The 26,105-nt window shown below is 66.7% G+C and carries 24 protein-coding genes, 1 pseudogene and 1 riboswitch; of the genes and pseudogenes, 14 read left to right on the top strand and 11 right to left on the bottom strand.

Going from position 1 to position 26,105, the window contains the following annotated elements:
- Positions 1-335 (top strand): annotated as a pseudogene (locus tag EBB59_RS07525) (hypothetical protein); the annotation flags it as partial.
- Between the two features lie 236 nt (positions 336-571).
- Here EBB59_RS07525 and gcvP read toward each other — a convergent pair.
- Positions 572-3,526 (bottom strand): aminomethyl-transferring glycine dehydrogenase, encoded by a 2,955-nt coding sequence (gcvP, locus tag EBB59_RS07520; protein WP_425451813.1) that lies wholly within the window; start codon positions 3,524-3,526, stop codon positions 572-574.
- A 30-nt stretch (positions 3,527-3,556) separates the two neighbouring features.
- Positions 3,557-3,653, bottom strand: a riboswitch (glycine riboswitch).
- A 137-nt stretch (positions 3,654-3,790) separates the two neighbouring features.
- Here gcvP and EBB59_RS07515 point away from each other — a divergent pair.
- Together EBB59_RS07515 and EBB59_RS07510 are read left to right on the top strand one after the other, a co-directional pair.
- On the top strand, positions 3,791-3,985 hold the full coding sequence (locus EBB59_RS07515) for a hypothetical protein (protein ID WP_122101522.1): 195 nt from the start codon (positions 3,791-3,793) through the stop codon (positions 3,983-3,985).
- Entirely contained in the window at positions 3,982-5,229 is a 1,248-nt protein-coding gene (locus EBB59_RS07510) for a multidrug effflux MFS transporter (RefSeq protein WP_245979145.1), read from the top strand. The genes EBB59_RS07515 and EBB59_RS07510 overlap by 4 nt, the downstream gene beginning before the upstream one ends.
- Before the next feature lie 162 nt (positions 5,230-5,391).
- Here the strand turns inward: EBB59_RS07510 and EBB59_RS07505 are convergent, their stop codons facing one another.
- Positions 5,392-7,293: a M2 family metallopeptidase gene (locus tag EBB59_RS07505; RefSeq protein WP_122101521.1), complete on the bottom strand. Its 1,902-nt coding sequence runs from the start codon at positions 7,291-7,293 to the stop codon at positions 5,392-5,394.
- Between the two features lie 119 nt (positions 7,294-7,412).
- On the opposite strand from EBB59_RS07505, the gene EBB59_RS07500 reads away from it, so the two are divergent.
- Complete coding sequence (locus tag EBB59_RS07500) at positions 7,413-8,294, top strand: DMT family transporter (protein WP_122101542.1); 882 nt, start codon at positions 7,413-7,415, stop codon at positions 8,292-8,294.
- Positions 8,295-8,405: 111 nt separating this feature from the next.
- Here the strand turns inward: EBB59_RS07500 and EBB59_RS07495 are convergent, their stop codons facing one another.
- From EBB59_RS07495 to EBB59_RS07475, 5 genes are all read right to left on the bottom strand, one after another.
- Entirely contained in the window at positions 8,406-8,888 is a 483-nt protein-coding gene (locus tag EBB59_RS07495; protein WP_122101520.1) for a hypothetical protein, read from the bottom strand.
- 83 nt (positions 8,889-8,971) lie between these two features.
- Positions 8,972-9,241, bottom strand: a complete 270-nt coding sequence (gene minE / locus EBB59_RS07490) for a cell division topological specificity factor MinE (RefSeq protein WP_122101519.1) — start codon at positions 9,239-9,241, stop codon at positions 8,972-8,974.
- 2 nt (positions 9,242-9,243) lie between these two features.
- On the bottom strand, positions 9,244-10,053 hold the full coding sequence (minD, locus tag EBB59_RS07485) for a septum site-determining protein MinD (protein WP_122101518.1): 810 nt from the start codon (positions 10,051-10,053) through the stop codon (positions 9,244-9,246).
- Between the two features lie 55 nt (positions 10,054-10,108).
- Positions 10,109-10,873, bottom strand: coding sequence for a septum site-determining protein MinC (minC, locus tag EBB59_RS07480; protein ID WP_245979142.1), 765 nt, complete (start codon positions 10,871-10,873; stop codon positions 10,109-10,111).
- Positions 10,870-11,466, bottom strand: a complete 597-nt coding sequence (locus EBB59_RS07475; RefSeq protein WP_122101541.1) for a GNAT family N-acetyltransferase — start codon at positions 11,464-11,466, stop codon at positions 10,870-10,872. The genes minC and EBB59_RS07475 overlap by 4 nt, the downstream gene beginning before the upstream one ends.
- Positions 11,467-11,607: 141 nt before the next feature.
- On the opposite strand from EBB59_RS07475, the gene EBB59_RS07470 reads away from it, so the two are divergent.
- The 5 genes from EBB59_RS07470 (at position 11,608) to EBB59_RS07450 (ending at position 15,837) form a co-directional block, all read left to right on the top strand.
- A complete protein-coding gene (locus EBB59_RS07470) occupies positions 11,608-12,819 on the top strand; it encodes a sensor histidine kinase (protein WP_122101516.1) in 1,212 nt (403 codons plus the stop codon).
- On the top strand, positions 12,816-13,466 hold the full coding sequence (locus tag EBB59_RS07465) for a response regulator (protein WP_122101515.1): 651 nt from the start codon (positions 12,816-12,818) through the stop codon (positions 13,464-13,466). Before EBB59_RS07470 ends, EBB59_RS07465 begins: the two co-directional genes overlap by 4 nt.
- Before the next feature lie 160 nt (positions 13,467-13,626).
- Entirely contained in the window at positions 13,627-14,700 is a 1,074-nt protein-coding gene (locus EBB59_RS07460) for a polyketide cyclase (protein WP_122101540.1), read from the top strand.
- 79 nt (positions 14,701-14,779) lie between these two features.
- Positions 14,780-15,169 carry a DUF423 domain-containing protein gene (locus EBB59_RS07455; RefSeq protein ID WP_245979140.1) on the top strand — a complete coding sequence of 130 codons (390 nt, stop codon included), beginning with the start codon at positions 14,780-14,782 and terminating at the stop codon, positions 15,167-15,169.
- A complete protein-coding gene (locus EBB59_RS07450; RefSeq protein WP_122101514.1) occupies positions 15,166-15,837 on the top strand; it encodes a DNA-3-methyladenine glycosylase family protein in 672 nt (223 codons plus the stop codon). Before EBB59_RS07455 ends, EBB59_RS07450 begins: the two co-directional genes overlap by 4 nt.
- A 70-nt stretch (positions 15,838-15,907) precedes the next feature.
- Here EBB59_RS07450 and EBB59_RS07445 read toward each other — a convergent pair whose 3' ends face one another.
- Positions 15,908-17,962 carry a 3-hydroxyacyl-CoA dehydrogenase NAD-binding domain-containing protein gene (locus tag EBB59_RS07445; protein WP_122101538.1) on the bottom strand — a complete coding sequence of 685 codons (2,055 nt, stop codon included), beginning with the start codon at positions 17,960-17,962 and terminating at the stop codon, positions 15,908-15,910.
- Between the two features lie 224 nt (positions 17,963-18,186).
- Between EBB59_RS07445 and rpoE the strand changes: the two genes are divergently transcribed.
- The 5 genes from rpoE (at position 18,187) to EBB59_RS07420 (ending at position 22,414) form a co-directional block, all read left to right on the top strand.
- Positions 18,187-18,795: an RNA polymerase sigma factor RpoE gene (gene rpoE / locus EBB59_RS07440; RefSeq protein ID WP_245979156.1), complete on the top strand. Its 609-nt coding sequence runs from the start codon at positions 18,187-18,189 to the stop codon at positions 18,793-18,795.
- Positions 18,792-19,667 carry a sigma-E factor negative regulatory protein gene (locus tag EBB59_RS07435; RefSeq protein ID WP_122101512.1) on the top strand — a complete coding sequence of 292 codons (876 nt, stop codon included), beginning with the start codon at positions 18,792-18,794 and terminating at the stop codon, positions 19,665-19,667. The genes rpoE and EBB59_RS07435 overlap by 4 nt, the downstream gene beginning before the upstream one ends.
- Positions 19,668-19,775: 108 nt before the next feature.
- The gene (locus EBB59_RS07430; RefSeq protein WP_158601744.1) at positions 19,776-20,228 is read left to right on the top strand and encodes a GNAT family N-acetyltransferase; all 453 of its coding nucleotides are present in this window, start codon (positions 19,776-19,778) and stop codon (positions 20,226-20,228) included.
- 130 nt (positions 20,229-20,358) lie between these two features.
- Positions 20,359-20,748, top strand: coding sequence for a hypothetical protein (locus EBB59_RS07425; protein ID WP_122101510.1), 390 nt, complete (start codon positions 20,359-20,361; stop codon positions 20,746-20,748).
- A gap of 142 nt (positions 20,749-20,890) precedes the next feature.
- Positions 20,891-22,414, top strand: a complete 1,524-nt coding sequence (locus EBB59_RS07420; RefSeq protein ID WP_122101537.1) for a DegQ family serine endoprotease — start codon at positions 20,891-20,893, stop codon at positions 22,412-22,414.
- A gap of 230 nt (positions 22,415-22,644) precedes the next feature.
- Here the strand turns inward: EBB59_RS07420 and EBB59_RS07415 are convergent, their stop codons facing one another.
- From EBB59_RS07415 to EBB59_RS07405, 3 genes are read right to left on the bottom strand one after another with little or no spacing between them, the layout of a single operon-like run.
- Positions 22,645-24,429 carry an ABC transporter transmembrane domain-containing protein gene (locus tag EBB59_RS07415; protein ID WP_122101509.1) on the bottom strand — a complete coding sequence of 595 codons (1,785 nt, stop codon included), beginning with the start codon at positions 24,427-24,429 and terminating at the stop codon, positions 22,645-22,647.
- 55 nt (positions 24,430-24,484) lie between these two features.
- Positions 24,485-25,471: a hypothetical protein gene (locus EBB59_RS07410; RefSeq protein ID WP_147455532.1), complete on the bottom strand. Its 987-nt coding sequence runs from the start codon at positions 25,469-25,471 to the stop codon at positions 24,485-24,487.
- On the bottom strand, positions 25,468-26,037 hold the full coding sequence (locus tag EBB59_RS07405; RefSeq protein ID WP_122101507.1) for an RNA polymerase sigma factor: 570 nt from the start codon (positions 26,035-26,037) through the stop codon (positions 25,468-25,470). Before EBB59_RS07405 ends, EBB59_RS07410 begins: the two co-directional genes overlap by 4 nt.
- Positions 26,038-26,105: the final 68 nt, after the last annotated feature.

Below are 26,105 nucleotides of genomic sequence, written 5' to 3'. Positions count from 1 at the left end.
CCGACGACCGGGCGATGTTCAGCGCACTGCGCGGCCAAACGCCCGCCCACGTTGGCGACGCAGTGGTCGCGCAGGCGTTGCTGGAAGCCAAGCGAAGCGGCATCCACGATGCCGAGCGCGTGGCCGGGGTGACGATGCTGGGCAACCAATTACATGTCATCGGCACGACGCCGGGCCAATGCATCTGGCTGAACGTGACCGCCGAAGCGCCGCCGCTGCAAGAGAGCATTCAACAGACGCTGCAAGCCAACCAGCAACGCGAGGAGCGACTGGCGGCGCAGAACCAGCAGCAGGCGCAGCAACAGACGCAGGCCAGGGCGTTGTCGCTCGGCTGAGCCATCCAAGGCTCGAAGCGCTCGATGCTATCAGGGTCGAGTTCTACGGCAGCCGGTAATGCGGTAGGCATGAACGCCAACCTGTCGCCCGCCAGCGAGCTTCCGAGCTTCTGGTCGATTCATGAAGTCTCGCAGTCATTCGAAAGCCCCCTGTCGGGGTGACTGGATCGGGGGCTATCGGTAACAGCGCAGGCCACGGGTTCCCGTGGCCTTTTGCGGGTATGAGAGGTTGCCGGTCAGCTCGCCATCGGTTCGCTGAATGCTTCCGGTTCGTGGCCGAGATCGGCGAAGGCGCTCATCGGGATGCAGGCGCAGAATATGTTTTTGTCGCCGTAGACGTTGTCCACCCGCGCCACCGGCGGCCAATATTTCTGCCGTTTCAGCGATTCGAGCGGGAACACCGCCAGCTCTCGGCCGTAGGCGTGTTTCCAGTCGGCGGCCATTGCCTGGGTGGCGGTGTGCGGGGCGTGTTTGAGCGGGTTGTCCTCACGGTCGAGCCGGCCTTCCTCGACCATGCGGATTTCGTCGCGGATCTGGATCATGGCGTCGATGAAGCGGTCGAGTTCGTGCTGCGATTCGCTCTCGGTGGGTTCCACCATCAGGGTGCCGGCAACGGGGAAGGAGAGCGTCGGTGCGTGGAAGCCGAAATCGACCAGGCGTTTGGCGACATCCTCGGCACTGATGCCGGTGGCGTCCTTGATCGGGCGCAGGTCGAGGATGCACTCGTGCGCGACCATGCCGTTGCGGCCGGTGTAGAGCGTGGGGTAATGCGGGGCGAGGCGCTTGGCGATGTAATTGGCGTTAAGCAGCGCTACTTGCGTCGCGCGGCGCAGCCCGGCAGCGCCCATCATCGCGATGTACATCCACGAGATCGGCAGGATGCTGGCGCTGCCGTAGGTGGCGGCGCTGACCGGGCCGCCTTCGCCCACGCCTTCGGTCTCGAACGCGCCGCCGGCCGCCGGTTTGGGCAGGAATGGCGCGAGGTGCGACTTGACCGCGCACGGGCCGACGCCGGGACCGCCGCCGCCATGCGGGATGCAGAAGGTTTTGTGCAGGTTGAGGTGGGAGACGTCCGATCCCCATTTGCCCGGCTTGGCCACACCGACCAGCGCGTTCATGTTGGCGCCATCGGTATAGACCTGTCCGCCGTTGGCGTGGACGATCTCGCAGATTTCGACGATCGCCTCCTCGAACACGCCGTGGGTGGAGGGGTAGGTGATCATGATCGCGGCGAGATCGTGCTTGTGCTTTTCGGCCTTGGCGCGCAGGTCTTCGACATCGACGTTGCCGTCGCGGTCGCAGGCGACCACCACCACCTTCATGCCGCACAACTGCGCCGAGGCCGGGTTGGTGCCGTGGGCGGATTCGGGAATCAGGCAGATGTTGCGCTGGTGGTCGCCACGGCTGGCGTGATACGCGCGGATCGCCAGCAGGCCGGCGTATTCGCCCTGCGCGCCGGAGTTGGGTTGCAGGCTGACCGCGTCGTAGCCGGTGCATTCGACCAGCATCGCTTCCAGCCCGGCGATCAGTGCCCGGTAGCCTTCGGCCTGCCCGGCGGGGGCGAGCGGGTGGATGTTGGCGAATTGCGGCCAGGTCACCGGGACCATCTCGGCGGTGGCGTTGAGCTTCATGGTGCAGGAGCCGAGCGGGATCATGGTGCGATCCATCGCCAGATCCTTGTCGGCCAGCCCGCGCATGTAGCGCAGCATTTCGTGCTCGCTGTGGTGGGTGTTGAATACCGGGTGGGTGAGGAAGGTGCTTGTGCGGCGGAGTTCCGCGGGAATTAGCGCGGGCGCCTCGGCATCGAGCTGGTCGATGTCGAGGCGCGCGTCATCGTCGCCGAAGATGCGCAACAGCAGCGCCAGGTCGTCGCGCGTGGTGGTTTCGTCCAGCGAGACGCAGATCGAGCCGTTTCCGCGCACCCGCAGGTTGACGCCAAGCGCCTGCGCGCGGGCGAGGACGGCTTCGCTCTGGTCGCCGGCTTCCAGGCAGAGCGTGTCGAAGGCGGTCGCGTGCACGGCCTTCAAGCCGAGTTGTTTCAGCCCGGTGGCGAGGAGAGCGGTGTAGCGGGCCACGCGTCCGGCGATTCGCTTCAGGCCCTCGGGGCCGTGGTAGACGGCGTACATCGAGGCCATCACCGCCAGCAGCACCTGCGCGGTGCAGATGTTGGAGGTGGCTTTCTCGCGGCGGATGTGCTGCTCGCGGGTTTGTAGGGTTAGGCGGTAGGCCTTGTTGCCTTCGGCGTCGATGGAGACGCCGATCAGGCGGCCGGGCATGTTGCGCTTGTAGGCATCGCGGCAGGCCATGAAAGCGGCGTGCGGGCCGCCGAAGCCGAACGGCACGCCGAAGCGCTGGGCGTTGCCGATCACGATGTCGGCGCCCATTTCTCCCGGTGGTTTCAGGAGTGTCAGCGCCAGCAGGTCGGTGGCGACGACGAACAGTGCGTTGTGCGCGTGGATGACTTCGGCATCCTTGCTCCAATCGGCGATCCAGCCGCTGGAGGCCGGATACGACACCAGCACGCCGAAGTAGTCGCCTTGGGCGAGCGCGGCGTGGAAGGCGTCGGTCGAACCTGCCACCTCGATGGTGATGCCGAGTGGCCGGGCGCGCGTCGCCAGTACGTCGAGCGTCTGCGGATGGGTGTCGCCGGAGACCAGGAAGGTATTCGATTTCGATTTGGCCGAACGCTTGGCGAGGGTCATTGCCTCGGCGGCGGCGGTGCCTTCGTCCAGCAGCGAGGCGTTGGCGATCTCCATGCCGGTGAGGTCGGCGCACAGGGTCTGGAAGTTGATCAGCGCTTCCATGCGGCCTTGCGAGATTTCCGCTTGATAGGGCGTGTAGGCGGTGTACCAGGCCGGGTTTTCCAGCAGATTGCGCAGGATGACGTTCGGCGTATGGGTGCCGTAATAACCCTGGCCGATGAAGCTCCTGAACACCACGTTCTTATCGGCGATGGCGCGGATGTCCGCCAATGCCTCGACTTCGGTCATCGCGCCGGGCAGGTTCAGCGGTTCGCTCAAGCGGATTTTGCCGGGGACGATGGCTTCGGTCATCGCGTCCAGCGAGTCGTGGCCGATCACCTTCAACATGTGGGCGATCTCGGCGTCGTTGGGGCCGATGTGGCGGGCGATGAAGGCGTCGCGGTCTTCGAGTACGGCAAGCGTGGGGACGTGGGGCATGGTGGCAGGCATCCGGTGGCGCGGCGCGATGCCGCAGGCAATGAACGCCCCTCTGTCCTTTTGCCTGAGAGTTTGAACGGCGGCTGCCGTCTTGCCCCTTCGGCGCCGGCGCGGGGCCGGTCTCTCCAGAGTCTCGATGCTTGCAGCGGTCACTGACCTGAGCGATTTCGGGCGGTTGCGCCTTCGGCAGCGGCTCGCGGCCGCCTCTCCCACTGCCCGGCGATTATAGCCATCGGTATCGTTATGATGCGGCCTCTCTCGAGCGGCGCTTCGTCCATGTCCCGCAACGCCCGCAAGCGCCGCCAACCGGCCGCCACGCCCGCCGCCGCGAAGCCCGCGCCCGTGGCGAGGCGGGCGGTTGCGCCGCTCACCTTCTATTGGCCGGCCAATGGCCGTACCGAGGCGGTTTCGGCCGCCGCGATCGCCCGTATCGAACGATTGCCGCGGCGACTGTCGGCCGTGGCGAAGTGAGTCGGGCCAGCGCCGATATGCGCCGGCTGGCGCCCGTGCTGGGGGCGTTGGCGATGTTCGGCCCGTTCTCGATCGATACCCTTTTCCCTGCTTTCCCCGACATTGGCAGGCAGTTCGGCGCCGACAAGCTGGCGATGCAGCAGACCATCAGTGCCTATCTGCTGGCCTATGCAATGATGAGCATCGTGCACGGCCCGTTGTCCGATGCGCTGGGGCGGCGCGGGGTGATCATCGGAGGGTTGGTGGTGTTCGCCATCGCCTCGGCTGGTTGCGCGCTGTCCACCTCGCTGCCGATGCTGCTGGCGTTCCGTGTGTTGCAGGGGCTTTCGGCCGGCGTCGGGCTGATCATCGGCCGTGCGGTGATCCGCGATGTCTTTCATGGCGACGACGCGCAGCGGCTGATGAGCAGGGTATCGATGATCTTCGGTGTGGCGCCGGCGGTGGCGCCGCTGGTCGGCGCGTGGCTCTTGGGTTGGTCGGCTTGGCCATCGATCTTCTGGTTCCTGGTGTTGTTCGCTTTGGCGATGATCCTCATGGTGCTCTGGCGGTTGCCGGAAACCCTGCCGCCGGCGCAGCGCCATCCCCTGCGGATGGGCGCGGTGCTGCGCGGTTATCTGGGCATGCTGCGCAATGCCCGGCTGATGCGGCTGGCGATGGCCGGCAGTTTGAACTTTGCCGCATTGTTCCTCTACATCGCTTCGGCGCCGGCGCTGGTGATCGATCATTTGAGGCTGGGCCAGAAGGGGTTTGGTTGGTTCTTCATTCCGATGATCGGCGGGATGATGCTCGGCGCATTCGCCTCCGGGCGGATGGTGGGACGGGTGGCGGGGGTGCGGCAGATTCGCCTTGGCTTCGCCTGCTGTCTGCTGGCCGCCATCGTCAATATCGCTTATCACGCCGGCGTCGAGCTGCCGGGCGTGCTGCCTACGGTGTCGCCCATCGCGCTCAATGCCTTCGGCATCGCCCTGGTGTTCCCGGTGCTCAGTCTGGCGTTGCTTGACATGTATCCGGGTGCGCGTGGCGCGGCCTCCTCGCTACAGGCTTTTTGCAATCTGGTCTGCAATTCGGTGATTGCCGGACTGGTATCGCCGTGGCTGAGCCACGACCTGTTGCAATTGTCGATGGGGGCCGCCGTGCTGACCGTTCTCGGCTGGTTGTTCTGGCGCTGGGAGCACAATCGCCGGCCGCGCGCGCCGGGTTGCCTGGAGGAGGCGGTGGCGCTGGAGCCGATCGACAAGCTCTGAAGCGACCGGCGTCAATGGGTTTGTCCGGCTCGCCGGCCGGCGTTTGCCCGGCGGGGATGGCCTGTTGTCTCGGGTTTCAGCCGGTGCGCTGAACGCCGTGGGAAAGGCGGCCTGTTCGCCGCCTTTCCGTGCCGGGCATGGCCGCCTTGTGGCGGAGGAGATTCAGCCCTGTGGCGCATTCCAGCCGCATTGCTTGCCGGCGTTTTGCTGCTTGAGCCAGCCTCGCAGTGGCGCGAAGTATTCCAGCACGGCGCCGGCGTCCATCTTTTCGCCGCCGGTGAGTTCTTTCATGGTCCGCTGCCAGGGTTGGCTGGCGCCTTTCGAGAGCATCGCCCAGTAGCGCTTGCCGGCTTCCTTGTTGCCGTAGAAGCTGCACTGGTAGAGCGGGCCTTTGTGGCCGGCGGCATCGCACAGTGATTTGTAGAACTGGAATTGCAGCACGTGCGAGAGGAAGTAGCGGGTGTATGGGGTGTTGCCCGGCACGTGGTACTTCGCGCCCGGGTCGAAGAATTCCTCGCCACGCGGCATGGCCGGAGCCACGCCCTGATACCTGGCCTTCAGGTCCCACCATGCTCGGTTGTATTCGCCGGGCTTGATCGAGCCGTCGAACACGCCCCAGCGCCAGCGGTCGATCATGAGGCCGAACGGCATGAAGGCGACTTTGGCCAGGGCCATCCGCATCTGCGAGTTGATGAGCGCTTCGTCGGATTGCTTCTGTTTCTCCACCAGCCCGATGGATTGCAGGTATTCCGGCGTCATCGCCAGCACGATGACATCGCCGATCGCCTCGTGGAAGCCATCGTGCGCGCCGGCCTGGAACATCGCCGGCTGCACGTTGTAGGCCAAGTCGTAATAAATGTGGCCCAGCTCGTGATAGATGGTGGTGAATTCCTCCTCGTTCGGCTTGATGCACATCTTGGTGCGCACGTCGCCCTTCATGTCCATGTCCCAGGCGCTGGCGTGGCAGACCACGTCACGGTCGCGCGGCTTGATGAACTGGGTGTTCCTCCAGTAGCTCTCAGGTAGTTTCGGCATGCCGAGCGAGGTGTAGAAATCCTCGGCGCGGCGGGTCATCTTGACGGCGATGTCCTTTTGCGCGGCACGTTCGATTTCTTCCGCGCCACGGCCGGCGGGCTTGGCCTTTTCAGCGGCGAGGGCGTCCTGGTATTGCTTCTCCAGCGCGCCGGTGATGTCGAGGCTGCCGGCATCGGGGTAGGGCGCCAGCATGTCCCACAGGTTGCCCCAGTCCTGCTGCCACATATTGCCCATCAGGTGCGCCGGCAGTAAGCCGTCCACCGAACCCTTGCCGGGGTATTTCCGCTCCAGTTTGTCACGGGTGTAGCAGTGCAGTTCCTCGTACAGCGGTTTGACCTGTTCCCATAGGCGGTCGGTCTCGGCGGCGATCTCGGCCGGCGTCATGTCGTAGCCCGAACGCCACAGTTCGCCGGTGTTGGCGAAGCCGAGCCCCTGCGCCCCTTCGTTGGAAAGCTCGACGAAGCGTTGGTAGTCCTTGCGCATCGGCTGGGCGATGGTGTGCCAGCCGGCCCAGGCGTCGAGCTGGGCGTCGTAGTCGCGGCTGGTGCGCAGCACGTCTTCCAGCTCGCCCAACTGGCGGCAGCTCTTCGTCTCGCCTTCGCCTTTGCAGTAAGTGCCCGCGCCGTACATGCCGCCCATCTTGCTGGCGATGCGGGTGAGCTCGGCCAGGTGCGCCGGGTTCTTCGGCGGCGGCATCGAGGCCGAGAGTTTCAACAGCCGCAGCGTGCGTGCGCTTTCGGCGGACATCTTCTGGCCTTCGTACTGCTTGGCCTGCTCGATCCACTGGTTCAGCAGGGTCAGCCAGCGTTCGTCGCTCTTGGCGGCGAGCATCTGGGTGTCGTCGCTGATGTAGGTGGCGGCCAGCCATTGCGGCACGGTGATCTCGGGGTACATCGCTTTCAGTTCGGTGTTGATGCGGGTGACGAACTGGTCGGCGGTTTCCCGAGGCGCGGGGGGCGCGGCGAAACTGGCGGCGGGGACGAGGCTGGTGGCGATGGCCAGCGAAAGCAGGGCATGGCGGAGTGTCATGGCGGGTGCGGTTCTGCGGTGAAGGTGATGGCGCCAGTGTAAGGCCGCGCCGGGCGCTGACGCATGCGGCGGCGCGCTAGACTGCGCCGGTTCCCATCACCGGATTGCGCATGTCGGATGTGCGTCGCGGCGTGTTGCTCGGGCTCGCCGCCTATGCCGCGTTCTCGTTCAGCGATGCCTTCATCAAGCTGTTGAAAGGGGGCGTGCCGCTGTTCCAGCTGATGTTCATGGGGGCGGCGCTGGGCTTGCTGGCATTGCCGTTCGTGCGTCGGCCCGGCGAGCGCTGGCGTGATCTGGTCAGGCCGAAGCTACCGGCGATCTGGTGGGCGCGGGTGGTTTGCGGGGCGGTCAATACTCTCGGCGCGCTGGTCGCCTTCACCCGCTTGCCGATGGCGGAAGCATTCGCCTTGATTTTCCTGATGCCCCTTTTCGTCACCCTGTTGTCGGTGCTGGTGCTGCGCGAGCAAGTGGGGTGGCGGCGCTGGCTGGCGGTGGTGCTGGGCTTTGCCGGGGTGCTGGTGGTGTTGCGACCCGGCTTCCGCGAGCTGCATGCGGGCCATGCAGGCGCGGTGGTCTGCGGTCTGGCCGGCGCCACCGGGGTGATCCTGGTGCGCTTGGCCGGCGGGCGCGAGCATCGCCTCACCTTGTATGGCACCCAACTGGTGGGCAACTTGTTGATCGCGGGCGTGCTGATGTGGCCCGCGCTGCGGATGCCCGACGCCACCCAGTGGCTGCATGCCCTCGGCTTTGGCCTGCTTTCGGCGCTGGGCACGGTATTGCTGATGTACGCCACGCTGGCGACGCCGGTGAATCACGTCGCGCCCACCCAGTACAGCCAGATGCTGTGGGCGGTGCTGTTGGGCGCGCTGTTGTTCCGCGACCGGGTGGATGCGCTGACCTGGCTCGGCATCGCGATCATCGTCGGGGCCGGCCTGTTCACGTTGATCGGCGAGGAACACGTCACCGGCTGGTGGCGCCGGATGCGGATGCTGTCACCGTAAGGCGGAACGCGCGGATGCGGCGTTCATTCCGCCCGGTTGCCCGAATTCGCGCGGGGCAGGCGCAAGGCGTCGTGGAATGGGGCCGGCCAGCGATCGGGTGCCGGGCCGCGGTCACGGGAAGCGCAACGCCCTCGAGTCGTCCAGTAGATCGTGCGCGACCAGCCACTGCCAGGCGTCCTCGGCGTCCTGCTCGACGTAGGCGCGGGCGCTGCCGAGGCGGAAGGTGTAGCCCCAGGCATCCATGTCGGCGAGTAGGCGCTCGCGGCCGCAGCCGGGGATATGCTCGGCCAGCAGCGATTGCAGCACGCAGACCGCGTTTTCCTCGGCGATGCAATCGGTGGCGTCGGTATGCACGGCGGCGCGCTTGTCCGCCGGCAGAACGATCAGGTGGCCGGCTTCGTGCAGCATGGAATGCACCGGCGTGTCGTCGCGCACGTAGACGTCATGGCCGATGATCCCGGCCTCGCTGTCGCCCCAGTAGCTGCCGGGAATGTCCATGCCGTCATCGACACGATGCAGGCAGAGGCCGTAGCGGGCCAGCAGGCGGGCGGCGTCATCGAAGGCGATGTCGCGGAGTGTGAGGACGTTGGGCATGGAGACGGTGAGAGGGGAGGGCGAGGGCGCGATGGGGCGGCCGCGACCGGCGCGGCAACGCCCCGGTCGCGACGGCGCGCGGGTCAGGTTTGCGGTTTCTGGTCGGGCAACTCGATGGAGATGTCGAGCACGTCGTATTCGCCGTGCTTTTCCTTGGTCACCGAGATCGCGCTGTCGGGGATGTGGAAATGTTTCTGGATCAACGCCATCAGCTCCACCTTGAACTCGGGCGGAATCGGGATGTCGTGCTGCGGATCGCGCTCGTCGCGTTGCTGGGCGATGATAAATTGCAAGCGGCTCTTGGCCTCCTGCGCGGAGTCCTTCTTCGGCTTCAGGAAATCGAACAGACCCATCGTCAACCCCCGAAGATCTTGCTGAAGAAGCCCTTCTTCTCGGCCTGGATGAAGCGCAGCGGGCGCTCCTCGCCGAGCAGGCGCGCTACCGAGTCCTCATAGGCCTGGGCCGCATCGGAGTTGGCTTCCAGGATCACCGGCTCGCCCTTGTTGGAGGCATTCAACACGTCGGTGGATTCGGGGATCACGCCGATCGCCTTCAGCCCCAGCACATCCTCGACGTCCTTCACCGAGAGCATTTCGCCTCTCTCGACGCGCGCCGGGCTGTAGCGGGTCAGCAGCAGGTATTCCTGCACGCGGCCGCCCTCTTCGGCTTTCTTGGTCTTGGAGGACAGCAGGCCGAGGATGCGGTCGGAGTCGCGAACCGAGGACACTTCCGGGTTCACCACCACCACCGCCTTGTCGGCGAAATACATGGCGAGGAAGGCGCCCTTCTCGATGCCGGCGGGAGAGTCGCAGACGATCACGTCGAAGCCGTCGGCCTCAAGCGCCTTCAGCACCTTTTCCACGCCTTCCTTGGTCAATGCGTCCTTGTCGCGGGTCTGCGAGGCGGCCAGCACGAACAGGTTCTCGAAGCGCTTGTCCTTGATGAGCGCCTGCTTGATCGAAGCCTCGCCGTTGACCACGTTCACGAAGTCGTACACCACCCGGCGCTCGCAGCCCATGATCAGGTCGAGGTTGCGCAGGCCGACGTCGAAATCGATGACAGCGGTTTTCTTGCCGCGCTTGGCGAGGCCGGTGGCGATGCTGGCGCTGGTGGTGGTCTTGCCCACGCCGCCCTTGCCGGAGGTGATGACGATGATTTCAGCCAATGGGGTTCTCCTTAGATATTCAGGCTTTGGGCTGTCGGGGGATATCGGTTTGCGGTCATTCGAGCGACTTTATCTGCAATTCGCCGCCATCCAGGTAGACCTGAACGGCGCGTCCGAGGGCTTCGCGCGGGAAATCCTCGGCGACGCGGTATTGGCCGGCGATCGCCACCAGTTCGGCATGGAATTCGCGGCAGAAGATCCGTGCGGTCTCCATGCCGCGAGCGCCGGCCAGCGCGCGTCCGCGCAGCGGGCCGTAGACGTGGATGGAGCCATCGGCCATCACCTCTGCGGCGGCGCCGACCGCGCCCACCACGGTCAGGTCGCGCTGCTCGGCATAGACCTGCTGGCCGGAACGGACCGAGGCGACCTGCATCAGGCCGGGCTCGCCATCGGCGCTGGCGGCCGGGGCGGGCGTCGGCATGGTGGATTTCGTTGCCGGCGCGGGCGGCGGCGCCGGTGGCGGGGCATCGGCCAGAATGTCGCGTTCGTACTGGGCACGGAACTTGGCCAGGAGCGGCAGGCCGAGTTCGATGGCCAGCGCATCGTTCTCGCGGCTGCCGTAGGCCAGGCCGATCGGCAGCACGCCGGCTTCGCGCAGGGCGGCGATCAACTCGAAGGCCTCGGCCGAACTTGGCAGCCTGGCCAGGCCGCCGAAATCGAGGATGACCGGGGCGCGGGCAAACATCTTCGGCGCGCGCACGACGCGCTGGCGCATTTCCTCGGCCAGCGCCGCGATGTCCAGGTCGCGTACGCGGAGATTGGCGATGCCGACCTGGCCGATCTTCAACTCGCCGGCCTGTTCGTAACTGATCACCGTCACGGGCAGGTTCCGGTCGGGCGTCGCTCGGCGGACGGGGTGCGCGAACGCGTCACCCAGGGCTCGTTGGGCAGCGTCTCGCCGTAGGTTCGATGGATCCATTCGTGGCTGCACATCGGCTTGACCAACATGCAGGCGCGGGTGCCGTCGGCCTGTGGATTCTGGCCTTCCTCGCGGAAGCCGAAACTGCCGTGGAACAGCAGGGCCGGGTCGGTGCCCTCTTGCAGGAACACTTCGCAGCACAACTCGGGATAGCGCGCTTCGGCATAACCGTGGACATCGGCGTACAGGGCGCGGCCGACGCCGCCGCCGCGACGGCGGCTGGCGACCACGATGCGGTCGATGTAAAGGAAAGCGGCGTGGCGCTCGGCGAACCAGCGGAAATTGCGGCTATCGTGCTGGCTGCCCGAGCCGAACGCGATCAACACGCCGGCGATGTGGCCGTCGCGTTTGGCGACACGGAAATATTCCGCCTGGTCGTGGAAGCGGCGCATGCGCGCGGCGTCGATCGGCAGGATGCCGGGCCCGGCGGCGTTGTTGAGGGCAAGGACGGAATCCAGCTCGTGCTCAAGCACGTCGCGGATGACGATGGACATTCAATGACTCCGTTCGTTGAAGCGAGCCGCTCTGGGCGCGGCCAAGGCGGCATTATCGCATGCCCATCGTAACTGCCGGTCGCGGGCCGTGCATGACTTCCGGCTGGCGCGCGCCGCGCCGGGTGACGGCTAAGATGCGGCATGCCCGCCAGCATTCCCCATGTCCGCCTGTTGCGCTACGCCGGCCTGTTCACCTGGGCGATGGTGGGCGCGCCGCTGGTGTTCAGCGCGTTGGTGCTACGCGGGCAGGGGGGCGAATCCCAGCCGCCGGTGATGGGGCTGTTGGGCTGGATGGCCTACCTCATCTACGGCGGGCTCTACTTCTGGCTGACCACCCGGCTCGGACGCGTGCAGCGGCGCAATTCCGCCAACTTGCTGGTACTGGTCAGCTTGCTGGCCTGTGCGGTGGCCGTCAGCCATTTCAGTGGAACCGGACTCGGCGGCATCCTGATGGTGGTGGCGGCCACGACCCTGCCGTGGTTCCTTTCGGTGCCGCTGGGCATGGCCCTGCTGGTGGTCAGCCAGATGGCGATCGCGCCGTTGTTCGTGTGGTGGTGGGGGTTCGACTGGGCGTCCGCCATCCTTCAATCGATGGTCTATGCCGGTTTCAGCGCGTTCAGTTTCGTCGCCGGACTGGTCGCCAGGCAGCAGACCGAGGCCCGCGAGCAGCAGCGTCGACTGAACGCCGAACTGCGCGCCACCCGCGCCCTGCTGGCTGAAAGCGTGCGGGTCAACGAACGCACTCGCATCGCCCGCGAGTTGCACGACTTGCTCGGCCATCACCTGACCGCGCTCAGCCTCAACCTTGAAGTGGCCGGGCATCTGGTCGAAGGCCAGGCCGCCGGCCACGTGCGCCAGTCGCATGCCCTGGCCAAGCTGTTGTTGACCGATGTGCGCGAGGCGGTCAGCCAGATGCACGAGGATGCCTCGGCCCTCCACGTGGCGGGCGCGTTGCGGCCGCTGGCCGAGAACGTGCCGGGGCTGGCGATCGAGATGGACGTGCCGGACGAACTGGTGGTCGATGATGCCGAGCGCGCCCACGTTCTGCTGCGTTCGGTGCAGGAGATCATCACCAACGCGGTGCGCCATTCCGGCGCTTCGCGGCTGGCGATAACGCTGCGGCGCGAGGGCGATGCCATTCACATCGTCGCCCGCGACGATGGCCGTGGCACCGACAGCCTGCGCCCCGGCAACGGATTGCGCGGCCTGTCCGAGCGACTGCGCCAGTACGGCGGCGAGGCCAGCGTGGACACCGCGCCGGGGGCAGGTTTCGCGCTGACCTTGCGCCTGCCGCTGGAAGACGCCTGCGGCGATATTCGTCCCTCATTGCAAGCACGAGGTGTAGCGGCATGAGTACCGTCATCAAGGTCTTCCTGGTCGATGACCAGACGCTGGTCCGCCAGGGGGTGCGTTCGCTGCTGGCGCTGGCCGACAATATCGAAGTGGCTGGCGAGGCCGCCGATGGCCGCGAGGCGGTCGAGCGCATTCCCGCCTGCGCCCCGGACGTGGTGCTGATGGACATGCGGATGCCGGTGATGTCCGGCCTGGAGGCGTTGCAGGCGCTGGCCGGCGCCAACCATCTGCCGCCGACCATCATCCTCACCACCTTCGACGACGACCAACTGGTGTTGGCCGGGATCAAGGCCGGCGCGCGCGGCTATCTGCTCAAGGATGTCTCGCTGGACCAGTTGGTCGGCGCGATCGAGACGGTCGCCGCCGGCGGCTCGCTGGTGCAGCCGGCCGTGACCCAGCGCCTGCTTTCCGGTCTCGAACACATGCAGAACGCCTTCGTCAGCCTGGAGCAGCCCGATCCGCTGACCGACCGCGAGACCGAAATCCTGCGGCTGATGGCCGGCGGCTTTTCCAATAAAGAGATCGCCAATTCGTTGGGGGTGGCCGAAGGCACGATCAAGAATCACGTCTCCAGCATTCTGTCCAAACTGGGCGTGCGCGACCGCACCCGCGCGGTATTGAAGGCATTCGAACTGCAACTGGTCTGAACGCTGCGTTCGGCGGCGGCGGCCGTGGCGGCAAGGGTAACGCGCATCTCGCGGCGGGGTGCCACCGCCAAGATTTCCCTTCACTCGCCAACGAGCGGTTTGATAGGATGGCGAATCCGTGACCCGCGGCGGCCGGCTGCCGTCCCTGGAGACCTCCCGCATGACCCGTTTGTACGAGTTCCTCATTTCGCTGGCGATCGTCGCCGTCTTGTTCGTGATCGTTGGCGTGGTATTGCCGGACCGCCGTCAGGTCACGCAGAGCGTGGAAACCAACCGCCGCCAGACCATCGTGTTCGATGTGGTCAACAGTTTCCAGCGCTTCCGCGATTGGAACGCCGTTTCCGCCCGCGACCCCGCCATCGAGCTGAAGCTCTCCGGCCCCGAAAGCGGCAAGGGCGCGCGCGTGGATTACGTGTCGAAGGAAAAGGGCATCGGCAGTGGTCACTGGGTCATCGCCGACAGTAAGCCGAAGAGTCGGGTCGATTACACCATCGAGAGCAAGGGCTGGGGCAACAACAAACGCTCCTCCATCATTCTCGAACCGACCGGCCGCAACAACCGCAACGTCAAGATCACCCAGACTTACGACGTCGATTACGGCTGGAACCTGATCGGGCGCTACTCGGGCCTCTACGTCGGCAGCTTCACCGGCGAGGACATCAAGATCGGTCTGGCGCGCCTGACCCACATGCTGGCCGGCATCCCCAACCAGGACTATGCCCAGGCCGGCAACCGGCTGGAAGGGCTCGAGGTCGTCACCGTTCCGGCCCAACACGTGTTGATGGTCAACTCCGGCGCGATCAAGCGCAACGATGAGAGCATCCAGGCCGCGATCAAGTCCAATCAGGAATGGATCAAGCGCGTGATGGATGCCAACGGACTCGAAGCCGCCGGCCCGGTACGCATCGTCACCAACGAGCTTTCGCGCGAAAACTACAACTTCGACGTGGTGCAGAGTGTGCGCAAGACCGGCCAGGAAGGTGAGGCCGCCGGCGACATGACCGTCACCCTGCAAGGCCCGGTGAAGTACGAACTGCAACCTGAGTTCAATGCCGCGCGCGGCAAGTTCACCGGCTATTTCCCGGAACTTGAGGCGATGCGCAGCGCGGTGCGCGCCTGGTCGATGGTGCGCGGCAAGGAAGTCGCCGGCCGGCCGTTCGAGATCTACACCGGTGGCGTCGATGCCGCCTTTACCGGGAGCGGCCAGTTCGAAGTCTATTGGCCGCTTAAATAAGCATCGTCTGCTGGATCGATTCGTCACGAACGCCGCGCCTATCGCGGCGTTCGTCTTTTGGGCATGAGGAGAATGAAAAATGGGGTCCTTCATCCGTGGCAACTTGAGCGAGGCGCAGATGCGCCAGCGCTTCTGGTTCGGTGCGCTGGGGTCGTTGCTGGCGGGCGTATCCGTCGGCCTCTCGGCTTATGCGGCCCATGCCGGGCTGGCCGAACAGCCGAAGTACTGGCTGCAACAGGCGGCATTGTTCGGTTTCGGCCATGGGGTGGCCTTGGCCGCGCTGGCGCCGTTGGCGGTGCGTCGGCTGGCTTTCGCCGGCCTGGGCTGTATCGTGCTGGGCGTGCTGCTGTTTTCAGGCACGCTGGTGCTGGCGGCGCTGGCTGGTCTGCCGACCAGGACCGCGCCGTTTGGCGGTACGTTGATGATGCTCGGCTGGCTGTTGCACGCGCTGGGACAGTGGCGTAAATGAGGTATCCGCGCGGCTTCGACACGCGCGAAGCCGACGCGTGGCTGAGCCGCCACGACCGTGAACTGGGGCGCTGGATCGCGCGCGTCGGGGTGATCGGGCCGCAGCCGCAGTGGCGTGGACGCTTCGATCCAGCCGACGCGCTGGCCCGCGCCATCCTCTATCAGCAGCTCTCCGGGAAGGCGGCGGCGGCGATTGTCGGCCGGGTCGAGACGGCGATCGGGTCGTGCCGTCTGCATGCCGATACGTTGGGCCGGGTCGATGACGCCACGCTGCGCGCCTGTGGCGTGTCCGGCAATAAATGCCTGGCCCTGCGCGATTTGTCCCGGCGTGAGGCGGAGGGTGGGATTCCCTCGATGCGACGGCTGGCGTGGATGGACGAGCGGGCGATCGTCGATGCGCTGGTACGGGTGCGTGGCATCGGCCGCTGGACGGTGGAGATGATGTTGATGTTCCGTCTCGGCCGCGCCGACGTGCTGCCGGTGGACGATCTCGGCGTCCGCAAGGGCATGCAGGTGCTGGATGGCCTTGACGCGCCGCCGACGGCGAAGGCCATGCTGGCCCGTGGCGAGCGCTGGGCGCCGTTCCGTACCCAAGCCAGCTTCTACCTCTGGCGGATCGCCGATTCCGCAAGTCGCGACAAGACGCCGGTACCGCGTTCGCGGGATTGAAGTGGCCGTGTGGATCGAAAAACGCCGGGCGTCGGCCCGGCGTTTCCGTGTGCCTGTCCGCGGGTGGATTTCAGCCGCGCAGTGCGGGGTTGTCCCAGCCCGGGCGCGGGGCGAAGCGGGCGCCGTGTTTCGCTTCCAGGGCTTTCAGGCGGGCGAGCAGGGCATCGACGCCGGTTTCGCGCACGTACTGGATCGGGCCGCCACGGAAAGGCGCGAAGCCGGTGCCGAAGATCACGCCGCCATCGAGCAGCTCGGCATCGGCGACCACGCCATCGTGCAGACAGGCCACCGCCTCGTTGATCATCGGCAGGACCAGGCGGTCTTCCAGGTCGTCCGGCGCTTTGTAGCCGGCGGGGACTTCCGGCTTCCGCGCCTTGCCGCCTTCCCAATGGTAGATGCCTTGGCCGTCCTTCTTGCCGCGCTTGCCCGGCTCGGGGGGGGCCGAGAGCGCCTCGGGGATGGCGAGGCCGAGAAACGGCGCCAGCTCGGCGCCCACGCCGGCGGCGACATCCAGACCCACGGTGTCGACCAGTTCCACCGGCCCCATCGGCATGCCGAACTTCACCGCGGCCTTGTCGATCACCGGGCCGGGGATGCCTTCGGCGTAAGCGCTCATCGCTTCCAGCATGTACGGGAACAGCACGCGGTTGACCAGGAAGCCGGGCGTGCCGGCCACCGGCACCGGCAGCTTGTCCAGCTTCTTGCAGAACGCGGCGAGGCGTTGCTGCGTCTCCGGGGCCATCGTGTCGTGGTGGATGATCTCGACCAGCGGCATCAGCGCCACCGGGTTGAAATAGTGCAGTCCGGCGAATTGCGCGGGGCGGGCGATGTGCCCGCGCAGCTCGGTCAGCGGGATCGACGAAGTGTTCGTCGTGAGCAGCGCATCCGCCTTCATCTTCGGCTCCACCGCCGCGTACAGCGCACGCTTGGCTTCCGGCTTCTCGATGATGGCTTCGATGACCAAGTCGGCCTCGGCGATGCCGTCGCCATTCAAGTCGCCCTTGAGCCGCGTGGCGACTTCCGTGCGCTTGGTTTCGTCCTTGACGCGTTTGGCGAACAGCTCGCCGGCGCGGCTCAATGCGCCGTCGATGAACTTCTGTTCGCGGTCTTGCAGCGTGACCTCGAAGCCCTTGTAGGCGCTCCACGCGGCGATGTCGCCGCCCATCACGCCGGCGCCGACCACGTGCACACGGCGGATGCCGGCATCGCCCGAGCCGAGCGATTTCATCCGTTCCTGGAGGAAGAACACCCGGATCAGGTTGCGCGCGGTCGGTGTCGAGGCCAGTTTGACCACGCCGCGCCGCTCGGCTTCGAGCAGTTTCAGCGTGCCACCCCCGGCGTTCCGCCAGGTGCCGATCAGCGCGTAAGGTGCGGGATAGTGCGCTTTCGGCGCCTTGCGCGCGACTTGTTTCACCAGCATCGGCGCAAGCGCCCGGCGCACCGGCCAGAGGTTGCTGGCCCAGGCCAGGGCGCGCTGCTTGAATGGCCGCGCCGCGCCACGGAGCGCCAGTTGTGCGGCGGTGTCTTCCAGCGTGGCGGGCGAGGCGGTCTTGTCCACCAGCCCCATGGCCTTGGCGGCGCTGGCCGAGACGCTGCGGCCGGTCAGCATCAGGTCGAAGGCCGCCGGCGCGCCGATCAGGCGCGGCAGCCGCACGCTGCCGCCCCAGCCGGGAAAGATGCCGAGCTTGATCTCGGGTAGGCCGATGCGGGTGGAAGCGTCGGTCGAGGCCACGCGGTAGTCGCAGGCCAGCGCGATCTCGGTACCGCCGCCCATGCAGAAGCCGTGGATGGCGGCGACGGTCGGGCAGCGCAATCTGGCCAGTTTTTCGAAAGTCATCTGGCCGCGGCGGATGGCGTCGGCCACGGTGCCTTTGCGGTCGAACTCGGCGAATTCCTTGATGTCGGCGCCGGCGATGAAGCCGCTCGCCTTGGCCGAGGCGATCACCAGCGCTTTCGGCGGCTCCAGCGCGATGCGTTCGAGCGCGGTTTCCAGCTCCACCAGTACTTCTTGTGAAAAAGCATTGATCGATTGGTCATCGCGGTCGAATAGCAACACCAGCACGCCGTCGTCGCGTTGCTTCAGGCGCCAGTTGCGCAGGGCGAGGCCGTCGAAATGGGGCGTCATGGTGTACATCCGAAACGGTATGGAAGCCCTTTATCATCGGCGGTGCGTTCGTTGGCCGTCAAATCGCGCCGTTATCCGCGATGATGCGGATGGCGGCAGCGAGCGGATGCCGCCGGAACTTTTCCATACCGCCCCGGTCAGACACGACAATCAACCGGGGCGGGAGACCCATGTTTCGAGGAGTCGCGGCTTTGACGGCCGATCCCCACATCGATAAGGGCAATATCCACGGCGAGGCGCTCGATGCCGAACTGGTGCGTCGTGTGCAGCAGGGCGAACGCGGCGCTTTCGACCTGCTGGTGCGCCGCTACCAGCATCGCATCGTGGCGCTGGTCGGGCGCTACGTCGGCGACTGGGCCGAGGCCGAGGACGTGGCGCAGGACGTTTTCATCCGCGCCTACCGGGCGATCGGTGGTTTCCGTGGCGATGCGCAGTTCTACACCTGGCTGCACCGGATCGCCATCAACACGGCCAAGAATCATCTGGCGGCGATGAAGCGGCGACCGCCGACCGAGGACATCGACGCCACCGATGCCGAGCAGTTCGACGCCAGCTTGCGGATGCGCGATGCCGATACCCCGGAGCGCGAGCTACTGCGTCACGAGGTCGAGCAAGCGGTGATGCGGGCGGTCGACGCATTGCCGAAGGAATTGAGGCAGGCCATCACCCTGCGTGAGATGGACGGCCTGGCTTATGACGACATCGCGCAACGGCTCGATTGTCCGATTGGTACGGTGCGTTCGCGCATTTTCCGTGCCCGCGAGGCGATCGATCGCGCGTTGCGTCCGTTGGTGGAGAGCAGCGCCACATCCCGTGAACGAGGACGCCCATGAATCCGAACGAAACCCCTCGCGAACAACTGTCCGCGCTGCTCGATGGCGAGCTGGAGGCCGAGCAGGCCCGTTTCCTGCTGCGCCGCTTGCAGCACGATGGCGAACTGGCCGGCGACTTGGCGCGCTGGCAGATTGCCGGCGATGCCCTGCGCGGCCGAGCCGAAGCGCCGGCGCCGATCGGTTTCGCCGAGGCCGTGGCCGCGCGTATCGCGGCGGAAGCCTCGCCGGCGATGCCCGCCGATGCGCCGCCCGCCGTGGCGGCCCGCCGTGCGGGAGCGGCCGCGATGCCGACGGTTACTGCCCGTCCGGCGCCCCGCCATGCGCGCTGGCGCTGGTTTGGCGGCGGCGCGTTGGCGGCCTCACTGGCGTTTGCCAGCCTGCTGCTGATTCGCCCCGCCACACTGGTGGAGCCGGTGGCATCGCCCGCGCCCGCCGTGGCCGCGCAGGGGGCGCCGGCTGCCGTGCAACCAGGGCGGGTGGCCGAATCCACGCCCCGGATCGCGGTGGCGGATGTCACCGCCGCGCAGGCGTTGACCGAAGATGCGCCGGTGCGTCCACGCGCCATCGTCGCCAATCCGCGCCGGGAAGCGCCGGCGCGACTTGCCCGTGCTAGCGCGCATGGCCAGTCCACGCGCCCGGCCAGCGCCCCGAAAATTACCTTGCCGGCGTCACCCGAGGTGGCTGGCGGGAATCGCTTCGCCATCAATGAGGCCGAGACCAGCCAGGACCCGTTCCGTCAGCCCGAAGCCAAACCCGCCTGGCCGCGCGCGGTGCTGCCCGGCGCCGGCGCAGGCACCTTCAACGCCAGCTTGGATTCGGCGGCGGCCTATGCGCCGTTCCAGCCCCGCCCACGGGTGGGCGACGAACAATAGCGGGATGCACCTGGATGATTTCCGCTTCCGAGTAAACCTGCTGATCCGTTCCGGTCAAGGCCGCCTCACGGTGGCATGGCCGAACCTGGAGACCGACAAGCGCGACCCATGCATATTCATATCGACAAAGAAGCGCATGCGAACGACTTTGCCCGGCTGAACGAGCAATGGATTCGCGAGCATTTTCGTATGGAGGATTCGGATCATGCCCTGCTCGCCGATCCGCTGACGATTATCCGTAACGGCGGCCATATGGTGAGCCTTACCGACAACGGGCGAGTCGTCGGTGTCTGCGCGCTGCTGAAAGACCCCGATGGGCGCTACGAACTGGCCAAGATGGCGGTCGATCCCGGTTGCCGGGGACGTGGATTCGGAAGCGAGTTGATCGAGGCCGCCACCGCGCTGGCCCGCGCCAAGGGTGCGTCATCGCTTTATCTCATTTCCAACGTCAAGCTGGCGCCGGCGATTTCCCTTTATGAAAAGCACGGTTTCGTCACCACTCACCTGGGGCCGCATCCATCCTATGAGCGGGCGGACATCATCATGGAGAAAGAGATTTGATGTCCGTTGTATCCATGTCGATTCACCGTTCGGGCTGGTTTCGCTTCGCCGCGGTTCGGGTACGTTGCCGCCCCGCCGGCGCGTGGGGCGGCCTGCCGTGTAATGCGGCTGGACTCGGAGGCGGGGCCGAATGAGAAAGCAATATCATTTTCGTGATGGCGACAAAGGGCTTCTGGCCTGGGACGTCGATAAACTGATCGCGCTCGCGAAAGGCGTCGAAGCCGAAAACCTGCCGCTCGAAGCATTGCGTGAGCTGGACGAGCCTTATTGGTACGACTCGGAAGACGATTTGCCGACCTGCCGCTCGATTGCGGATCATATGCGTCTGGTGAGGGCGGCCGATTTGGCTTACCCAATCATCATCTGCCCGGATGGAAGGCTCATGGATGGCATGCACAGAGTGGTAAAGGCCGTTTTGGAAGGGCGTCGCTTCATTCGCGCATGCCGGCTGCCCCGACTCCCGGCGCCGGATTATGTCGGCGTGGACCCGGACGATCTGCCTTACGATGCGCATCGATGATTCGCCCACGCCACCCGTCGATACCGTGTTCATGCTCAGGTATTAGATATTAGAAAGAAGCGCCGCCAGATCCGCGACGACCGTTGCATGCCGGCTGAATGGCATGCATTACCCGATTCCATTTCTCATCACCGATATCGACATGAAAAAAATCCTGCATCCATGTTTGCTTGCCCCGCTCACCGTGATTGCCACCGCCGGCGTGGTCGTCCTACCCAGTGCCTGCGCGCAGCAGGCTGGCCCGCCCGCGCCAGTCGCGACGGTACCGGCCACGCCGGGCCCGGAATTGGTCAGCGGCCTGCCGGACTTCACCCGGCTGGTGGATAAAGTCGGGCCGGCGGTGGTGAGCGTGGAGGTCAGGACCGCGCCGCGTGGCAACGCGATGGGGCGTGACCCGATGGCCGAAATCTTCCGCCGCTTCGGCATGCCGATGCCGCCGGGCATGCAGGGCCCGCGCGGATCGATGCCGCAGCAGCCGCGCGGCGTGTCGCTGGGCACGGGCTTCTTGATTTCCGCCGATGGTTACGTGTTGACCAATCACCACGTGGTCGACAACGCCGACGAAATCAGCATCCGCCTCAGCGATCGCCGCGAGCTCAAGGCCAAGCTGGTGGGCAGCGACGAACAGTCCGATGTGGCCTTGCTCAAGGTGGAGGCCAAGAATCTGCCGGCGCTGAGCCTGGGCGATTCGGCGCGGGTCAAACCGGGGCAGTGGGTGGTGGCGATCGGCTCGCCCTACGGTCTCGATCATTCGGTGACCGCCGGTATCGTCAGCGCCATCGGACGCTCCACCGGCAACCAGCGCTACGTGCCCTTCATCCAGACCGACGTGGCCATCAACCGCGGCAATTCCGGCGGCCCGCTGCTCAACACCCGTGGCGAGGTGGTCGGGATCAATTCGCAGATATTCAGTGTGTCGGGCGGCTTTCAGGGCATCAGTTTCGCCATCCCGATCGATACCGCGATGAACGCGGTCGAGCAGCTCAAGAAGTCCGGCCAGGTACGGCGCGGGATGCTCGGAGTCAACATGAACCCGGAGATTTCCAGCGGCCTGGCTCGCAGCATGGGGTTGCCGGACACCCGGGGGGCGTTGGTCGCCGATGTCCAGCCCGGGGGGGCGGCCGCCAAGGCGGGCATTCAGCCGGGCGATGTGGTTCGCAGCTTCAACGGTACGCCCATCGAGGTGTATAGCGACCTGCCGCCGATGGTCGGCGCGTTGCCGCCGGGCAGCAAGGTGAAACTGGGCATCTGGCGCGATGGTCGCGAGCGCGGCATCGAGGTCGTGCTGGGCGAGGCCGGGCCGGACCGCGCCCCGGGCTTCGGCCGGCGCGACGATGCGCCCGCCACGGGCGCGCCCTCGCCCTCGGCGGCGGGCCTGCTTGGCCTGCGTATCGTCGAGCTGGATGCGGATGACCGTCGCCAGTTGGGGCTGAAAGCGGACGAGGGCGTGGGGGTCGTCGGCGTGGAGTCGCGTGCCGCCCGCGAGGCGCAAGTGCTCCCCGGCGACGTGATTTTGTCGGTCGGCCGCACGCCGGTTGGCAGTGCCGCGGCATTGCGTGGTGCGCTGGCTTCGGTCAAGGCCGGCGATACGGTGACTCTGCGCCTGGCCGGCATTCCCAATCGCAGTGCGCCGCGCTTCGTGGCGATCCGCACCGGCGGCGACTGAAACGTATAGCGGTGTTCGTGAGGTGGAAGGCGCGGGCTTGGATGTCCGCGCCTTCTTTTTTGCCTGGGCTTGCGGGGGGCGCCCGGCCCGTTGGCGGTAGGGCGGTTTCGATGGCGCCGCGCCGCTGGACTGGCGTCTCGGTCGAGCGATTGGGGCGGTCCGGCTTCGCGCATGGGCCGTTCATTGCCCGGTGGCGGTCGTGACGCCGTTACGGGATTGGCGGCCGCGCTTCAATCGAGGAATTGCAGTTTCGCCAGTTCCGCGTACAAGCCGCCTTGCGCCAGCAACGCTTGGTGGGTGCCTTCGGCGACGATGCGACCATGATCCATCACCACGATGCGGTCGGCCTTGAGGATGGTGGCGAGGCGGTGCGCGATCACCAGGGTGGTCCGGCCGGCCATGAGGTGTTCCAGCGCGGTCTGCACCGCGCGCTCGCTCTGCGCGTCCAGTGCCGAGGTGGCTTCGTCCAGCAATAGGATGGGGGCGTCCTTCAACAGGGCGCGGGCGATGGCGATGCGTTGCTGTTGGCCGCCGGACAGGCGTGCACCGCGTTCGCCTAGCGGTTCGTCGAGACCGGCGGGCAGTGCGCGGAGGAAATCCAGTGCCTCGGCGGCCTCGGCGGCGGCTTCGATCTCGGCCTCGCGCGCTTCCAGCCGGCCGTAGCGGATGTTGTCGGCGGCGCTGGTGGCGAAGATCGTCGGCGCTTGTGGCACCAGCGCGATCTCGCCACGCAGCGTGGCCGGATCGAGCCGGCGGATGTCGATGCCGTCGATTTCCACCCGCCCGTGCTCGGGGTCGTGGAAACGCAGCAGCAGCGAGAACACCGTGCTCTTGCCGGCGCCGGATGGCCCGACCAGCGCGACGGTCTCGCCGGGCGCGACGCGCAGATCGAAATCGACCAGCGCGGCGGAGTCCGGCCGCGCCGGGTAGTGGAAGGTGACGTTTTCGAAGCGCACGTCGCCACGCAGCGGTTGTGGCAATGCCTGCGGCTGGGCCGGGGCGGCGATGCGGGGAATCTCGTTCATCAGGTCGTTGATACGGCCCATTCCGCCGGCGGCGCGTTGCAGTTCGTTCCAGACTTCGGCCAGCGCGCCGACCGAGCCGCCGCCGATCAACGCGTAGAACACGAACTGGCCGAGGGCGCCGGCGCTCATTCGCCCGGCGATGACATCGTGCGCGCCGCTCCATAGCACCAGCGTCACCGCGCCGAAGATCAGCACGATGGCGAGGGCGGTGACGATGGACTGGGCGCCGATGCGCTTCTGCGCGGTCTGCACGGCGATGGCGAGGGCTTCGCCGAAGCGCTGGCGCTCGAATGCTTCGCGCGCATGGGCCTGCACCGTGCGCACCGCGCCGATGGCCTCGGCGGCATGGGTGTTGGCATCGGCGATGCGGTCCTGGCTTTCGCGCGAAATCTTCCGCAGCCGGCGGCCGCCCAGCACGATGGGCAGTACCGCCAGCGGGATGCCCAGTACCGCCCAGGCGGCGAGTTTCGGCGCGGTGAAGAAGAGCATCGTCAGCGAGCCGAGCACCGTGACCGTGCTGCGCAGCGCGACCGACATCGCCGAGCCGACCACGCTGCGCAGCAGTTCCGCGTCGGCGGTCAGGCGTGAGATCAGCTCGCCGCTGCGGTTGTCGTCGTGGAAGGCCGCGTCCAGCCCGATGAGATGCGCGTACAGGCGCTGGCGCAGGTCGGCCACCACCCGTTCGCCCAGTAGGCTGACGAAGAAGAAGCGCGCGGCGGTCGCCAGGGCCAGTATCAGCACCACCGCGAACACCAGGCTGAAGGTGCGGTCGATGTTGCCGCCGCTGGCGAAGCCGTGATCGATCATCTGCCGGAACGCCACCGGCAGCGTGAGCGTGGCGGCGGACGAGCAGCCCAATGCCAGCAGCCAGGCCATGAACAGGACGCGTTGACGCATCACGTAGGGCCAGAGCGCGCGCAACGTGCCGACCGGGGCCTTGGCGGAATGCGTGGATTCGGTGGCGGCGTCGGAAGGTTTGAACTGGGCCATCGCTGCGGAATGGTGTCGCGAGGCGTGGATTTCAATCCGTGCCGGCGGGTATTCGCTACGGTGAGACGGGTGGTGCCGGCAGCAGCGGTTTGAGGTCGGCGGGGATATCCGCTTTTGGATTGCGCAGGATGAATTCCTTCAGGCTGGCGCGGGCTTCCTCCAGCCGGCCATCGGCCTTCAGCGCGCGGATGCGTTCCAGCCACGCCTTTTGCATCTGCGGCGTGGCGGCGCTGACTGGCGGGCGTTCGTCGAAGTCGCCGGCGCTCGCGCGGTCGAGGGGGGGCGAATGTCTGGCGGCTGCGGCTGCGGGCAGTGCTGCGGGTGGCGGGGGGGCGATGCGGCTGTCGCCCGCCTGCGCGCGGTCGATCGACACTTCGCGGGGTCGTGCCTGGGCTGCCGCGTTCGTGGTCCCGGAGTGTTCGGCATGGAGCGGCGCATAGGCATGCGGGGCGGGGTCGATGACGATCTCGGGTGGGCCTTCGAGGTCGGCGCTGATCGGCGGCGCGCGTTTCGGCCGGTTGGCGGAGGCAAGGCCGGATGGCGCGGCTGCTTCCGTCTGGGCGTGGGGGCTGGCGGGCGTTGGGTTCCGGCGGGAGGACGGGCGGGCCGGGCGCGGCTTCGGTGCCGGCGCGCTGACGGATGGCGGCGGCGCTGGCGGCGCGGGTTCGGTGACGGCCACATTGGCGGGGGCGCGGACGTAGGCAATCGGTTGACGATCGTCTTCGGTGGCGTCGCCGCTCGCATCGGCGCTGGCAACCGCCATGGGCGAGCCTATTTCGGGCGCCGGTGAGAGGATCGGGTGTACTTGCCACAGGAAGCCGGCGACCGCGCTCAGCGAAGCCGCCATTCCTAGCCAGACGGGCCAGTGCTTGCGCCGTGGCGGTTGCGCCGTGGCGTGGTTTTCGTCCGCTGTGCGTCCGGCGAGCGCCAGGATGCGGGCGTCCAGCTCGGCCGAGGGCTCACCGCGCGGTGCGATCCGCGCCAGTTGGGCGGCCAGTTGGCGTTCCTCGGCATCGAGCGGTGGGCGGTGGGGCATCGTCATTCGTTCAACCTCGCGCGCAGTTTGTCCATCGCGTAGCGCAGCCGCGATTTCACCGTTTCCCGGCCGACGCCGGTCGCTTCGCCGATTTCCTCCAGTGTCAGTTCCTGTTCCAGTCGCAGCAGCAGTACGGTGCGTTGCTCGTCCGGCAACTCGTCAAGCGCCAGTTGCAGGCGGCGGCGTTGTTCGAATTCCGACAGGGCGCGCTCCGGGGTGGCGTGGTCGGAGATGCGGGCGATGCGTTCGTCGGCGTCGGCCGGCGCCATCGGCCGGTGTTTCTGCGCGCGCCAGTGGTCGTTGAGGCGGTTGTGGGCGATACGATACAGCCAGGCGCCGAAGGCGGCTTCGGGCTTCCATTGCATGCGTGCGGCGATCACCCGCTGCCAGACGTCCTGGAAGCATTCGTCGGTCAGGGCGGCGTTTTTCAAATGGCGCAGCATGAAGCGGTAGAGCGGCGTGCGGTGGCGCGCATACAGTTCGGCAAAGGCGGCTTCCTGGCCGGCGGCATAGGCCAGCATCAGCGATTCGTCGCTGGGTTCGTCGCTACCGTGGGCGCGGGGCTGCTCCATGCCGTGCAGACTACGTGTTGCCGTGTGACGGGAAAAGTGGGACGTGGCGGGTCGGGCGTTCACGCTGG

This window comes from Solilutibacter pythonis, assembly GCF_003697345.1.
In the GTDB taxonomy this organism is placed as follows: domain Bacteria; phylum Pseudomonadota; class Gammaproteobacteria; order Xanthomonadales; family Xanthomonadaceae; genus Solilutibacter; species Solilutibacter pythonis.
This window is presented reverse-complemented; position numbering and strand designations above follow the sequence as displayed.

Coding starts and splice junctions, on each gene's coding strand:
- gcvP (WP_425451813.1), bottom strand. CDS start 3,526: ATGCCTGCCACCATGCCCCACGTCCCCACGCTTGCCGTACTCGAAGAC.
- EBB59_RS07515 (WP_122101522.1), top strand. CDS start 3,791: ATGTCCCGCAACGCCCGCAAGCGCCGCCAACCGGCCGCCACGCCCGCC.
- EBB59_RS07505 (WP_122101521.1), bottom strand. CDS start 7,293: ATGACACTCCGCCATGCCCTGCTTTCGCTGGCCATCGCCACCAGCCTC.
- EBB59_RS07495 (WP_122101520.1), bottom strand. CDS start 8,888: ATGCCCAACGTCCTCACACTCCGCGACATCGCCTTCGATGACGCCGCC.
- minE (WP_122101519.1), bottom strand. CDS start 9,241: ATGGGTCTGTTCGATTTCCTGAAGCCGAAGAAGGACTCCGCGCAGGAG.
- EBB59_RS07475 (WP_122101541.1), bottom strand. CDS start 11,466: ATGTCCATCGTCATCCGCGACGTGCTTGAGCACGAGCTGGATTCCGTC.
- EBB59_RS07470 (WP_122101516.1), top strand. CDS start 11,608: ATGCCCGCCAGCATTCCCCATGTCCGCCTGTTGCGCTACGCCGGCCTG.
- EBB59_RS07465 (WP_122101515.1), top strand. CDS start 12,816: ATGAGTACCGTCATCAAGGTCTTCCTGGTCGATGACCAGACGCTGGTC.
- EBB59_RS07460 (WP_122101540.1), top strand. CDS start 13,627: ATGACCCGTTTGTACGAGTTCCTCATTTCGCTGGCGATCGTCGCCGTC.
- EBB59_RS07455 (WP_245979140.1), top strand. CDS start 14,780: ATGGGGTCCTTCATCCGTGGCAACTTGAGCGAGGCGCAGATGCGCCAG.
- EBB59_RS07450 (WP_122101514.1), top strand. CDS start 15,166: ATGAGGTATCCGCGCGGCTTCGACACGCGCGAAGCCGACGCGTGGCTG.
- EBB59_RS07445 (WP_122101538.1), bottom strand. CDS start 17,962: ATGACGCCCCATTTCGACGGCCTCGCCCTGCGCAACTGGCGCCTGAAG.
- EBB59_RS07435 (WP_122101512.1), top strand. CDS start 18,792: ATGAATCCGAACGAAACCCCTCGCGAACAACTGTCCGCGCTGCTCGAT.
- EBB59_RS07430 (WP_158601744.1), top strand. CDS start 19,776: ATGCATATTCATATCGACAAAGAAGCGCATGCGAACGACTTTGCCCGG.
- EBB59_RS07425 (WP_122101510.1), top strand. CDS start 20,359: ATGAGAAAGCAATATCATTTTCGTGATGGCGACAAAGGGCTTCTGGCC.
- EBB59_RS07420 (WP_122101537.1), top strand. CDS start 20,891: ATGAAAAAAATCCTGCATCCATGTTTGCTTGCCCCGCTCACCGTGATT.
- EBB59_RS07415 (WP_122101509.1), bottom strand. CDS start 24,429: ATGGCCCAGTTCAAACCTTCCGACGCCGCCACCGAATCCACGCATTCC.
- EBB59_RS07410 (WP_147455532.1), bottom strand. CDS start 25,471: ATGACGATGCCCCACCGCCCACCGCTCGATGCCGAGGAACGCCAACTG.
- EBB59_RS07405 (WP_122101507.1), bottom strand. CDS start 26,037: ATGGAGCAGCCCCGCGCCCACGGTAGCGACGAACCCAGCGACGAATCG.